The sequence below is a fragment of the Bacillus sp. OV166 genome (genome assembly GCF_900177675.1).
Lineage (GTDB): Bacteria > Bacillota > Bacilli > Bacillales > Cytobacillaceae > Neobacillus.
The window spans coordinates 5,870,416-5,882,867 of record NZ_FXWM01000001.1 but is presented as its reverse complement, the minus strand read 5'-3'; the positions used below and the strand labels follow the sequence as shown (position 1 = coordinate 5,882,867).

The window sequence follows — 12,452 nt, the reverse complement described above, 5'->3', positions numbered from 1 at the left end:
CTGATGTTTAGGTAAATCTAAAAGGAGTAATTTTTATGCCGCACTCCCAGGGCTCTTTATGTGGTATCGAGATAAAAGAAATGTTATCAAAATTTACAATAAATTTACTGAATATCCATCTCCCTACAACACAACTAAATTACTATTATAACTGTTGAATAATATAAAAGGGGGCAAGTAAACATGAAATCTCGTTTTAAGAAGGCTATTCCTTTAATCGCAACGACTGTTCTCGCAACCACTGCTTTTACAACCCAAACCTTATTTAATCAGGGTGGTAATCAAAAAGCGGAAGCACAAGCATTCTCAAAAGAAGATGTGAAAAAGAAAGACGCTACTTGGCTTGCAGGTGATCACCATATACATAGCGAGTGGAGTGTAGGCTGGGACAATTCTACAAACCCTCCAACGGCAATTCGAGGTGGAGATGCCATTTATCCAACTGTAAAAAATGCGACAAATGCCAGAAAGTACGGACTTGATTGGATGGTCACAACGGATCACGGCGGTCCGAACCATTCTAAAGTGAATTTAGAACAAGCATATCCTGAATTATTGAAATCTCGTCAAGCAGTACCTGAAGTTCTTCAATTCTACGGAATGGAGTTCGATACACCATCTGCCGATCATAGTTCATTAATTATTCCAAATGGGGAGAATGAATCGCAAACACTTTATGACATTGAAAGCAAGTTTAATACTCGTGAACCATATCCGAATGATGGCAGCAGAAATACTGAGTCTAACATGATAGATGCTCTTAACTATATGAAAGGACTAGAAGAACAACCTGTTCTTTTTGCCAACCATCCTTCTCGTTCTGCAAGCGGGGATGCAAAGTGGGGGCAGGATACACCACAGGAATTCCGTAATTGGAATGATACAGCACCGAATGTTTCTGTAGGTATGGAGGGTGCTCCAGGCCATCAAGCGGGTGCGATCAATCCAGATGGGTCTATCGATCCTAGTGGTACTCGTGGTGGATACGGAAATTATCCGACAATGGGCGGATTCGATCAAATGACGGCTAAAGTTGGAGGCTTTTGGGATTCAATGCTAGGTGAAGGAAGACATTGGTGGGTAACTTCTACTTCTGACTCACACGTCAACTGGCGTGATGGAGGCAGCGACTTCTGGCCTGGTGAGTATTCGAAAACTTACGTAAAAGCAGAGAAAAACTACAAAGATATAATGGAAAACCTTCGTAATGGTCATGTATTCGTTACAACTGGTGACCTTATCTCAGAACTAGATGCTAAAGCACAAGCTGTAGGCAAAACTCCAATGCATGCTGAGGCGAAAGGAAATACAGCATCATTTGGTGAAACTCTAACTCTTCCAGGGAAGAAATCTAGCGATGTAACGGTAACGATTCGCCTGAAAGATCCAAATGCTGCGAACTCTCATGGCGATAAGCCAAATGTAAAACGTGTAGACTTAATTATGGGTGTTGTAAAGGGAAAAGTGGAAGACCGTTCAACTGCTGCTAATCCTTCAACAAAAGTCGTGAAACGTTTCACGGAAAGTGACTGGAAACAAGACGGTGAATATATCACCATTTCCTATACATTAAAGGATGTGGATAATGATAGCTATATTCGCTTGCGTGGCACGAATACAGACCAATTAGAACCAGTAGCAGATCCAAAAGGCGAGAACCCATGGACTGATCTTTGGTTCTACTCAAATCCAATTTTCATCAACACTAGTAAATAATTAGGACAAATGGAAACTTGACGAGGGGCATAAAAACTCCTCGTCTTTCCATTATCTTGGTGAGACAACATTGAAAAAACATAGAAATGGACGTGGATATAGTGAAAAAGTTATGGTTCCCTATTTTGCTCATCTTTCTTTCATTAAGTTCTTTCCTTCCTCCCTCGGCATCTGCTCATACCAATAATAGTGAAGGTTTTTCCACCATTGAAGTCAAAGAGAAATCATTGGATTATGAATTGAAGCTCGATTTGGAAGAACTAGGGCATGCACTGAATAAGGAAACGGATCAAAAGCAGTTAATTGACCACAAGGTTGTGCAGCAATATATTAATTCCCATATAAAACTTTATACAGACAGCGAACTGATTGAAGGTAGCGTGGTAAAAACAGATGTAGAGATGATAAAGGAGCGTCCTTTTGCGGTTATTAACTTGGCGTATAAAACCGAGCATAAACCAGAAAAACTAGTAGTCCAATATAATATGTTTTTGGATGATTCTGACCCAAGCCATGCGAACTTTGCCACCATTAAAATGGATGGGAAACAGCAAGAAAAAATTCTTACATTCGAATCAAGAGAATTAGAGATTGGAGAAGTAAGTTTCTTACAGAATGCGAAACAGTTTTTAGTTCTTGGATTAGAACATATTTTCACAGGTTATGATCATATCCTGTTTGTTATTAGTTTGCTTTTTGGGGCAAAAACAATTCGTCACATTTTATCCTTAGTAACAGCCTTTACGATTGCCCATAGTATCACATTAGCATTGGCAACTTTCGATATCATTCATCTACCAAGTAGATTTGTAGAGTCTGCTATCGCATTAAGCATTATTTACGTTGCACTCATTAATATTTTTAATAAGGACTCAAAACACCAGCCATGGCTTGCTTTTGGTTTTGGATTAATCCATGGATTCGGTTTTGCAGGAATCTTAGCGGAAATGAGATTAGACACAAACCATATGGTTACGTCCCTTGTATCCTTTAATTTAGGAATTGAAATAGGTCAATTAATAATCGTTTCCTTAGCATATCCGCTAATTTTGTGGATCAAGAAATTAACCTTAAAACCAATTAAATGGGTCATCCCTGGAACCTCAGTAGCTATATTAGCATTTGGACTAGTATGGTTCATTGAAAGAGCTTTTTAAATGATGGATAGAAAATTATAAAATAATTAATCGCGGCTAACATTTCAATAGTTCTTTGCTTGCCCCTCTGTATAAATCTGGAACTATTTTCATAAGGTTATCTTAAAGGGGGGATCAAAATGTACTATACGAAATCTATAGTAAGCGGAATCATTGCGCTGGTTATTATCGTGGTTGGCTTTTTTTCGAGTACATCCGTTGATTCTGGATATAGAGGAGTTCTGTTACAATTAGGGGCCGTTAAACCGACGATTTTAACGGAAGGATTTCATTTTAAGATTCCGTTTATTCAAACCGTTCAACCCATTGAAGTCCGGGTCCAAAAAGAAGAAAGTTCGCAAACAGCTGCCTCAAAGGATCTGCAAATGGTCACCGCCATGGTGGCCGTAAACTATTCTGCTGATCCAGATGCGGTGAATAAGCTCTATCAAGAAATCGGCTTGGATTATCGTACCCGCATCGTTGACCCAGCAATTGCCGAATCACTAAAGGCAATCACCGCCCAGTACACAGCGGAAGAATTAATTTCCAAACGACCGGAAGTATCCGCAAAAGTGAAAGATATGCTCGCAAGTAAATTAACTAAATATTATATGATTCTTGAAGATATCAATATCAAAGAATTTGCTTTTAGTGAAGAATTCAATAAAGCAATTGAATCGAAACAAACCGCGGAACAAAATGCGTTACGTGCAAAAAGAGATCTCGAAAGAATCAAAATCGAGGCCGAGCAGAAAATTGCTCAAGCTGGTGCAGAGGCTGAAGCCTTACGATTGAAAAAACAAGAGGTAACGGCGGAATTAATCCAATTAAAGCAAATTGAAGTCCAAGAAAAGGCTTTAGAAAAATGGGATGGCCGCTTGCCAAGTGTAACAGGCGGAGCCACTCCATTTGTTGATGTGGAGGGACTTTCAAAAAAATAAGCTGGGATATGTCTCACGCAAACCATGCTGATTATACTTCAACAATATACGGTGATAAAGGAGAGGCAATGGGCCTCTCTTTTTCTATGGTGAATTACCGTTTCCAAAGTGTCCGAGACGAAATCGGAGATAGCGATATGTATTGCAACCATCCTTAAGAGGTTTAGACAGGAATAAAACTTCTAATACTATAGATAACTTTAGTTCCGTTACGGCGTTTGATAGGATTTATAAGGAGAGATGCAAATTTGGAAGCAATTTACCATGCATTTTTGGTTTTTGTGGTAGGATATTTGTTTTTAAGGCTGACTGGAAAAAAAGCTGTAGCTCAAATGCACAGTTTCGATTTATTGTATATTCTTGTCCTAACCAATATCATTAGTACCCCTATAGAGGTTAAAAGTATGGGAATGGCTATTACCTATGCTGGAATCACAGTCATTCTATATAAAATCTTTATACGTTTATCCTTACATAATAAATTAAGATGGATTCTTTATGAAAGTCCAACGGTATTAATTCATAACGGGGATATCGATCGAAAAGGGCTGAAAAAGGTGCGTATGACAATAATTGAGTTATTGTCATATTTAAGAGTACAAGGGTACACTGATACTCAAAACATTGCAATTGCAGTGATGGAGGAAACAGGAAGTATTAGTGTTATCCCCAAGTCGGAATACCGACCAGTTCAACCTAATGATTTAAATTTACATGTAAAGAGAGAATATCTTCCTATCCCACTGATCATGGACGGTCAAATTGTTTACCATAATTTAAAATATCTGCAATTAGACCGTGGTTGGCTAATTGACGAGCTCGAAAAATCGGGTGAAAAAGTAGAGAATGTTCTATTAGCAACTTTTTTAGAAGATGGAAAGTTATTTATAGACAATAATGAAATGAAGGAACATAAAGGCGATCCATATTACTACAAACCAGGGAGAGATAATTAAATTAAGTATAGTTGGCTGGGGATCCTACATATTCTATATGAAATAGAAATTTGTTTGTTCTTATAAAAATCCTAGGGAAAGAGCCCTTCCGATTCTTATTTCTTAACATAAATTGTAGGGAATAAGTCTAAGGAGGGGTATAGAATGTTTGGATATGGTGGATTTGGTGGTTGTTGTGGCTATGGCTACGGTGGTATCGGCTACGGGGGCGGATTTGCCTTAATCGTTGTATTGTTTATCTTGTTAATCATCGTTGGAGCCACAATCTGTTTCTAAGAAAATACGATTAGTCGTAACTTAAAAAAGCCCTACAAGGGCTTTTTTGGTTGAAACTATACTTCATTAATATCGTCCATGGGATTTTGAAGCCGTTATAAAGATTTCAGGAACTTCTGAAAATTCGGTTGACTTATCCTGCAGTTGTTTTATTATATAAATATGAAACAATGTTTTACTTATAAAACAAACAGGAGGGAGAATATGCCTTTTTTACAAGTGGAAGATTTACAGATCCATTATGAAATCGAAGGAGAGGGTGCCCCACTAATTATCTTACATGGAATGGGGAACAACTCTCAATCATGGAAAAAGCAATTAAAGGGATTATCCAATATCGTCTACATAACATTGAAACAGTAGAGCCGCCAGAACTGGCGAAGCTTCGCGTAAAGGAACTCCTTTCACCGCAGCCAGATCTGGAAATAAAGAAAGAGGCAGAAAGAATCTATTCGCAAATCAGACCGATGGGATTCCGCTCTGTCGCCTATTCACTTTTTTCTTTAAATCAAATGGATATTCTATCTTCGATCACTACACCTACCCTTGTTATTTGCGGAGAATTAGATAGAGTAACACCAGTTAGTGAGTCGCAGATTTTTCATGAGACAATAAAGGATTCAACATTTGTTACCATCCCTAGGACTGGTCATTTATGTTATCAAGAAGATCCCAATAACTTTAATGCAATCGTTCTAGACTTTCTGACCTCAGAGATTGCCCTTCTTTGCATAAACTTTGATATGATTGTAGTATATGAAAATTAATAACAATGAGATGGTGAGATGCTTATGGCAAAAGATGAAAAGGAACGATATAATGCCAATGCCTTAGTGCGAGGATTGGAAATTTTAAAGCTATTTAGTGAAGAGCGCCCCACATTATCCTTGGTTGAAATCGCGAAAGAACTGGATGTAAGTCGAACGGTTCCGTTCCGGTTATTGTATACACTTCAAACACTTGGATATCTCTATCAAGATGAACATACGAAGCGCTACAGTTTAACCCCAAAGGTGTTGGAATTAGGCTTTGCCTATTTAAGTACCTTAAAACTCCCTGAAATTGCGCAGCCATATTTAGAAAAATTAAGGGATGAAACTGGGGCATCTTGTCATTTATCGATTTTGGATGGTCAAGAAGTTGTCTATGTTGGCAGTGCGCCAGTCCGAGGAGTCTCGGCAGTTAATGTGAATATTGGCTTGAGACTGCCCGCCCATGCGATCGCTAATGGAAAAGTACAGCTGGCCTATCAACCCCAAGAAAAATTAAACCAAATATTATTTGGCTCTAATTTAAAACCATATACGGAAAGAACGCAAACAGATTACATGGATTTTCAACAAGAATTAGCTACGATTCGGCAAAAGGGATATGCGATTACCAAGGGTGAATTCCATCATGGAATTCAATCGGTTGCTGCTCCCATATTTGAGCGAACGGGTCAAGTGATGGCAGCGATTAATGTGGTCGCCACAGAAGCTACCTTCAATCAAGAATTTATTGAAAAAATTGCCTTACCTAAAGTGCTGGAAGTTTCCGAAATATTATCTGGATTTATGGGCCGCCACTCAAAAATGAACTAGAAAGCTTGCGAATTTTCGCAAGTTTTTTTTGTTGTTTAGTTTTATATATAAAACTAATTTTATTTTGTGAAACAAAATTAATGATTTTTGTTGACGTAATATTCTCAAAACTTTAAAATAAACTTAGCAGGAAACTATGTTTTGTATATAAAACTTATTCCTTGCTGCGAAAAATAAAAAAAGGAGTGATAAGAGTCCGTTTGGGCGTTTGAAGTATTATATATATTTAATAATTAAATCTTCTGGAAGCGCATTCACTCGATTAAAATCAAAAGGGGGCTCTTTAATGCTGAGAACGAATAAACGTTGGATTTATATTGCTATGCCTATTTTCTTTTTTTGGTTTTTTGGACAAATTGATAAATTAGGTATTTCAATTATCCAAACGGATCAAGGTTTCTTAAATGATCTGGGATTAACAGGTGCAGATAAGAATGCAAAAATTGGGATGATTACATTTATCTTTACCATAGCTTATGCCTTATCCAATATATTTTGGGGATTTATCATTGACAAGCTTGGAGCAAGGAAGACAGGTATCTTCGGTCTGATTGTATGGGCTATTACCATGATTATTGGCGGGTTATCTACTTCCTACGAGATGTTTATCTTGAGCCGTGTCATTCTTGGTATTGGTGAGGGGATGATGATTCCGATTTGCGGAAAATTTATCTCAAACTGGTTTAATCAGCGTGAACTTGGGCGGGCACAATCCTCATGGCTGGTAGGAAACTATTTAGGACCTGCTAGTGGAGCGATTATCTTAACGCTTGTTATTGCCACCTTCCATTGGCAAGCCGCCTTTTTCGCTTTAGCAGCATTTAATATTTTAATCGTTCTTCCTATGTTTATCTTCCTTACTCGCGATACACCTGAAGAACATCCACGACTAGATCAAAGGGAATTAGCGTATATTCGACAGTCAGATTCTAAAGTATCAACGAAAAAACAAAGCTTTGTTCAAGACTATCGTTATTGGATTGTCTGGTTCGGTATGTTAGTGTCGTCATTTTTATTTTTCGGTATTAGTATTTGGCTGCCTACTTATTTAGTCGGAGCGAAAGGTTTCACAAGGGAGGCTATGACTGGAATCACCTCTTTATCTTGGCTGTTTGCTTTAGGATTCGTATTAATTTGCGGATTTCTAGCGGATAAAACCAAGCGTCCTGGTTTACTTGCGACGATCCTATTTCTTTTGACGGCATCATTTTTAACTGCGGCCATTCTTTCTCCGCAGCCAGTTATGGCCGGGGTATGCATGGGCTTAGCAATGGGAACACAAGGCGGCGTATTCCATTTAAGTAATTTATTTATGGTTAAATTCTCTACGCCTGAAACAGCCGGACGTGCTGCCGGGTTGATGGGATTTACTAACATTCTTGGCGGGTTTTCAAGCTATATTATGGGTTGGATGGTTGATATTGCCGGTGGGGACTTTGGACCTTCCATTGTGATGTTGATTATCGCAGCTACGCTTGGGTTCATTGCGTATCTATTTACATTGAAAAGGGAAGCAGCAGAGCTAAAGATTGAGAATCTACCTCCTCAACAGGTGATTTTATAATATGTTAGTAGGTTATATTGTTTCTCATATAAAACATAGTTTGATATATTAAATATTTTCAATATTTATAATTGACAATTATAGTATTTGGAATTAATATTAGTTTATAAAGAAAACAACGTTTTATATATAAAACATATTCAAGAAGGAGTGTTGTAAATGTCTGAGGAAAAGTTTTCAGTAGAAGCGTTTGAGAAAAAATATGTGGCGAGGTTAAAGGATCGCTCATTAGATTTTAACGTGTTGAAGTTTCAGGAAGAAGTGGACCCAGCTTATCGTAGAGCACAGATGAGATATATCGGCCGCGGTGCCACTGCTAATAATGATGCAAATGTGATTGCTGCAGAACACTTCACATTAAGCACCATGGTTTTACCAGCAGGGTGTAAAGGACCACTTCATTTACATGATGATGTGGAGGAAGTTTTCTTTATCTTAAAAGGCAGTGTGACTGCACTCATCCAAGAAGAGGGTGAAAGTGAAGTCCATGAAATCGTCTTAAATGAAAGGGATTGTATCAGCTCTCCTCCAGGCGTCTATCGCGGACTGCGCAATGATAGCGATGAAGAGGCATTAATGCTCGTTATGCTGGGTGCTGTTAAGCCGAATTTACCGACTTATCCAAAAGGTAGCGCATTAGAGGAACTTCGTCTTAAGCGGGCTAAAGAGAGAGAAGCAATTATTACCGGAAAATAATTTTTCAATAGGCAGATGTTTCTCAGCAAACATACTCCCTGAAACTTAAGAATTTGTTCGTTGACAGGGATGGTCCTCTTATTTTCATGCGGGATCATCCTTGTTAACTTTAAACGAAAAAATGGAGGTAGCAGGATGTTAGGAATCACACATTTAAGGCATATTAGCTTAATTACCCCCGTTCTCAAGGAACAAGCTGAATTTTATGAGAAAATATGGGGCTTGGATAAGGTTTCTCAAGATGAACAGTCTGTTTACTTTCGCGGGGCCGGCCCAGAAAACCATATATTAAGCTTGCATGCAGGAGAAAAAAGAGGGCTGCACCATATTGCGTTCGGTATGGTGGATAAAAACGCAGTCGACAGAGCGGCAGAAATCCTTGCTTCAAAAGGTGTGAAGATTGTTTCCCCACCTGGTTATTTGGATGAGGAAGGAAAAGGTTATGGGTTGCGTTTTGTCGATCCAGAAAATCGCTGTATCGAATTATCAGCTTGGGTGGAAATCCATACCTCGATTTGGAACAAGAAAAATGTCGATCCAGTCAAACTGAACCATGTCGTCATGAATACGAAAGACCTTGATATGATTACTGATTTTTATACGAATGTACTAGGGTTTAAGGTGACCGACTGGAGTGAGCACCAAATGTCCTTCTTACGCTGTAACAGGAAACACCACTCGATTGCCTTCAATCAGGATGCTCACGCCTCCGTTAATCATATTGCCTACGAAGTGGATACGGTGGATGAAGTGATGCGAGGAATCAGTAATGTCAGAAAAGCAGGCTATCAAGAGATTTGGGGCCCAGGACGCCACGGTCCTGGAAACAATGTTTTTTGTTACTTCCAAGATCCAGGGAAGTTTGTGATGGAGTATACCTGTTATTTGGAAACGATTGAAGATGAGTCAGAATGGAGAGCGCGTGTCTGGAAGCGAGTGCCACATTTAATGGACCAATGGGGAATTGCCGGCCCTCCAAAACCGGAAACACGGGCAGCAATGGGAGGCGAGCCAGACCCAGGCTGGGTAGATGTTAAAGCATTGGTTTGACGAAAAGGGGTGTCAGGATGGATTTAGGATTAAAGGGTAAAGTAGCGGTCATCATGGGAGGAACCTCTGGAGTTGGCTTAAAGACGGCAGAAATGTTTCTTCAGGAAGGTGCCCGCGTCGCGGTTTGCGGCAGAAATAGCGAGCGGAAAGAAAAAGCCTATGATCACCTGCTGAAATTTGGACCAGCCGATTCGATTTTTGCAGCAACCTGTGACGTGACTAATAAGGATGATGTTAACTCGTTTATCATCGGGACAGCCACACACTTTGGCGGGATTGATATCCTTGTGAATGCTGCTGGACAAAGTGTCATGGGTTACTTTTTTGATGTGACGGATGAACAATGGGAGCAGCAAATCCAATTGAAATACTTTGCCATCATTTATGCGGTGAAGGCAGTTCATCCTTATTTGGTTAAGAATGGCGGCGGCCGCATCATAAATATCAATGCTACATTAGCGAAAGAGCCGGAAAGACATATGATTGCGACGGCGGCAACAAGAGCCGGATTATTGAATTTAAGTAAGACTCTATCGCAAGAGCTTGCTTCCGATAATATTTTAGTCAACTCAGTGAGCTTAGGGTTGATTCGTACCGATCAATGGGAGCGAAGAAGATTGAATAATGCCCCAGATATGAACGCAGAAGACTATTATTCTGACTTAGCCAAAAAGCGAAATATCCCTTTAGGGAGAGTTGGCGAAGCAGAAGAAGTGGCGAGTGTGATTTTATTTTTAGCATCAAGCAAAGCAAGTTATGTAGCGGGTTCAACCATTGAAACAGCTGGAGCGCTGGGTAAAGCGCTTTAATTACTGATAAAGGCAGGAATGAATGATGAGCGAACAAAATCAGATGGAATATACCACAGCAGATGCAGTTGTAAAAGAACTTGTCCGTGCTGGAGTGGAAACAGCGTTTGGAATTGTCAGTATACACAATATGCCGATCTATGATGCGATTCTCCGGGAAGGAAGCATTCATTTAGTCTGTTCCCGCGGTGAGAGCGGCGCGGCAAATATGGCAGATGGTTATGCCAGAGCAACGGGTAAATTGGGAGTCGTGATTACGAGTACGGGAACAGGTGCCGGAAATGCGGCAGGTTCGTTAATTGAAGCATGGGCTGCAGGTGTACCAGTTCTTCATCTTACCGGTGAGGTGGCTTCCCCTTACCTAGGAACGGGCAGAGGATATATCCATGAATGTAAAGACCAGTTGTCGATGATGGGAGGGTCTTGTAAAAAAGCAGTTCGCTTAAGAAGACCAGAGCAGGCAGCTGCCGTCGTCCGGCAAGCCATACAAGATGCGTTTGCCTATCCGGCAGGACCAGTAACACTTGAAATCCCCATTGATTTTCAATCAGCCATTATCCCTAATCATCCGATTGAGGATATCAGTTTAATAGCTCCAACCAATCAAACCATTCCATCCATTCCTGAAGAGGCATTAGCCAAAATTAGTCATGCTCGCCGGCCGGTCATTTGGGCAGGAGGAGGAGTGATTACCTCTGGCGCCTCAAATGAGGTTACCGCGTTGGCAGAAACGATTGGGGCGGCCGTGATTACCAGCCAATCTGGAAAAGGAAGCATTCCTGAAAATCATTCACAATGTATCGGTCACTTTGCTGCGAATGAATTAACGAAAAACCTACTGAAAGATTCAGACCTGTTGATCAGTATTGGGGTTCGCTTTAGATGGAATGAAACAGCCAATTGGAAAGTCCCTGTTCCAAAAGAACATATCTCGATTGACGCGGATTGGCAGGCGATTAATCGTAACTATGAAGCGACCTATGGATTAGTAGGCGATGCGAAACAAATTTTACAAGGATTAAATCAGGCATTATCACAGAAATCAATCGTTCCAGATCCTGCCTATCTAGATGAAGTACAGTCCGTTCGGGAAGAATTGCGGACACAGTTACGAGCAACACTGGGTCCTTATGAGCAAATCCTCGATGGGATGCGAAACGTGTTACCAGAAAACACGATTTTAGTCCGGGATGTAACCGTTCAGGCGAATGTGTGGGGAAGCCGCTTATTTGAAATCTATCAACCTAGGACATCGATTCATGCGTCCGGCGGCGGGATTGGCCAAGGGCTGCCAACAGCGATTGGTGCGCAAATGGCTTTTAAGGATCGTCCGGTTGTGCTGATGGCAGGCGATGGCGGATTTATGGTCAATGTCGGTGAAATGGCCACTGCGGCCCAGGAAAAACTACCGTTGATTGTGGTCCTGTTTGATGATGCGGGTTACGGGGTGCTTCGAAATATTCAAAGTGCGGCCTATGGTCGTCAAGTTGCCGTTGATTTAATGAGCCCTGACTTTGTGCTACTAGCGCAATCGATGGGATTTGATGCCTCACGGATCGGTTCAGCCACAGAATTTGTCACTGAACTGGAAAAGGCCGTTGCTGGTAAAAAGCCAACGATGATTGTGGTTGACATGGAAGCGGTCGGACCAATGGCGAAACCCTTTGGAGGTCCTCCAGGTGCAGCAGATGCTTTCAAACCGAAAAAGTTATAGGGAGGAAT

13 protein-coding genes are annotated in these 12,452 nt (G+C 40.5%); all 13 read left to right on the top strand.

The genetic code is table 11. The features are described from left to right. Window positions 1-183 precede the first annotated feature (183 nt). The gene (locus CCK98_RS28895; protein WP_088089749.1) at window positions 184-1,716 is read left to right on the top strand and encodes a phosphoesterase; all 1,533 of its coding nucleotides are present in this window, start codon (window positions 184-186) and stop codon (window positions 1,714-1,716) included. Between the two features lie 101 nt (window positions 1,717-1,817). Further along, the gene (locus tag CCK98_RS28890; protein ID WP_256942486.1) at window positions 1,818-2,873 is read left to right on the top strand and encodes a HupE/UreJ family protein; all 1,056 of its coding nucleotides are present in this window, start codon (window positions 1,818-1,820) and stop codon (window positions 2,871-2,873) included. A 119-nt stretch (window positions 2,874-2,992) separates the two neighbouring features. Then, window positions 2,993-3,796 carry a prohibitin family protein gene (locus tag CCK98_RS28885; RefSeq protein WP_088089747.1) on the top strand — a complete coding sequence of 268 codons (804 nt, stop codon included), beginning with the start codon at window positions 2,993-2,995 and terminating at the stop codon, window positions 3,794-3,796. Between the two features lie 248 nt (window positions 3,797-4,044). Then, window positions 4,045-4,752: a DUF421 domain-containing protein gene (locus CCK98_RS28880; protein WP_256942485.1), complete on the top strand. Its 708-nt coding sequence runs from the start codon at window positions 4,045-4,047 to the stop codon at window positions 4,750-4,752. Window positions 4,753-4,896: 144 nt separating this feature from the next. After that, complete coding sequence (locus CCK98_RS28875) at window positions 4,897-5,028, top strand: YjcZ family sporulation protein (protein WP_088089746.1); 132 nt, start codon at window positions 4,897-4,899, stop codon at window positions 5,026-5,028. A gap of 204 nt (window positions 5,029-5,232) precedes the next feature. Next, entirely contained in the window at window positions 5,233-5,391 is a 159-nt protein-coding gene (locus tag CCK98_RS36590; protein ID WP_256942484.1) for an alpha/beta fold hydrolase, read from the top strand. Continuing rightward, window positions 5,334-5,795 carry an alpha/beta fold hydrolase gene (locus tag CCK98_RS28870; RefSeq protein ID WP_256942483.1) on the top strand — a complete coding sequence of 154 codons (462 nt, stop codon included), beginning with the start codon at window positions 5,334-5,336 and terminating at the stop codon, window positions 5,793-5,795. The genes CCK98_RS36590 and CCK98_RS28870 overlap by 58 nt, the downstream gene beginning before the upstream one ends. Window positions 5,796-5,819: 24 nt before the next feature. Beyond that, complete coding sequence (locus CCK98_RS28865; RefSeq protein ID WP_088089745.1) at window positions 5,820-6,611, top strand: IclR family transcriptional regulator; 792 nt, start codon at window positions 5,820-5,822, stop codon at window positions 6,609-6,611. A 286-nt stretch (window positions 6,612-6,897) separates the two neighbouring features. Beyond that, window positions 6,898-8,175, top strand: coding sequence for an MFS transporter (locus tag CCK98_RS28860; RefSeq protein WP_088089744.1), 1,278 nt, complete (start codon window positions 6,898-6,900; stop codon window positions 8,173-8,175). A 159-nt stretch (window positions 8,176-8,334) separates the two neighbouring features. After that, window positions 8,335-8,871, top strand: coding sequence for a cupin domain-containing protein (locus tag CCK98_RS28855; RefSeq protein ID WP_088089743.1), 537 nt, complete (start codon window positions 8,335-8,337; stop codon window positions 8,869-8,871). Between the two features lie 135 nt (window positions 8,872-9,006). Further along, entirely contained in the window at window positions 9,007-9,921 is a 915-nt protein-coding gene (locus CCK98_RS28850; RefSeq protein ID WP_088089742.1) for a VOC family protein, read from the top strand. Between the two features lie 17 nt (window positions 9,922-9,938). Continuing rightward, window positions 9,939-10,730, top strand: coding sequence for an SDR family oxidoreductase (locus CCK98_RS28845; RefSeq protein ID WP_088089741.1), 792 nt, complete (start codon window positions 9,939-9,941; stop codon window positions 10,728-10,730). Between the two features lie 25 nt (window positions 10,731-10,755). Continuing rightward, complete coding sequence (locus tag CCK98_RS28840; RefSeq protein ID WP_088089740.1) at window positions 10,756-12,444, top strand: thiamine pyrophosphate-binding protein; 1,689 nt, start codon at window positions 10,756-10,758, stop codon at window positions 12,442-12,444. Window positions 12,445-12,452: the final 8 nt, after the last annotated feature.

Excerpts from the sequence above, each read along its gene's own strand:
- CCK98_RS28895 (WP_088089749.1), top strand. The coding sequence starts at position 184 with ATGAAATCTCGTTTTAAGAAGGCTATTCCTTTAATCGCAACGACTGTT.
- CCK98_RS28885 (WP_088089747.1), top strand. The coding sequence starts at position 2,993 with ATGTACTATACGAAATCTATAGTAAGCGGAATCATTGCGCTGGTTATT.
- CCK98_RS28875 (WP_088089746.1), top strand. The coding sequence starts at position 4,897 with ATGTTTGGATATGGTGGATTTGGTGGTTGTTGTGGCTATGGCTACGGT.
- CCK98_RS36590 (WP_256942484.1), top strand. The coding sequence starts at position 5,233 with ATGCCTTTTTTACAAGTGGAAGATTTACAGATCCATTATGAAATCGAA.
- CCK98_RS28870 (WP_256942483.1), top strand. The coding sequence starts at position 5,334 with ATGGAAAAAGCAATTAAAGGGATTATCCAATATCGTCTACATAACATT.
- CCK98_RS28865 (WP_088089745.1), top strand. The coding sequence starts at position 5,820 with ATGGCAAAAGATGAAAAGGAACGATATAATGCCAATGCCTTAGTGCGA.
- CCK98_RS28860 (WP_088089744.1), top strand. The coding sequence starts at position 6,898 with ATGCTGAGAACGAATAAACGTTGGATTTATATTGCTATGCCTATTTTC.
- CCK98_RS28855 (WP_088089743.1), top strand. The coding sequence starts at position 8,335 with ATGTCTGAGGAAAAGTTTTCAGTAGAAGCGTTTGAGAAAAAATATGTG.
- CCK98_RS28850 (WP_088089742.1), top strand. The coding sequence starts at position 9,007 with ATGTTAGGAATCACACATTTAAGGCATATTAGCTTAATTACCCCCGTT.
- CCK98_RS28845 (WP_088089741.1), top strand. The coding sequence starts at position 9,939 with ATGGATTTAGGATTAAAGGGTAAAGTAGCGGTCATCATGGGAGGAACC.
- CCK98_RS28840 (WP_088089740.1), top strand. The coding sequence starts at position 10,756 with ATGAGCGAACAAAATCAGATGGAATATACCACAGCAGATGCAGTTGTA.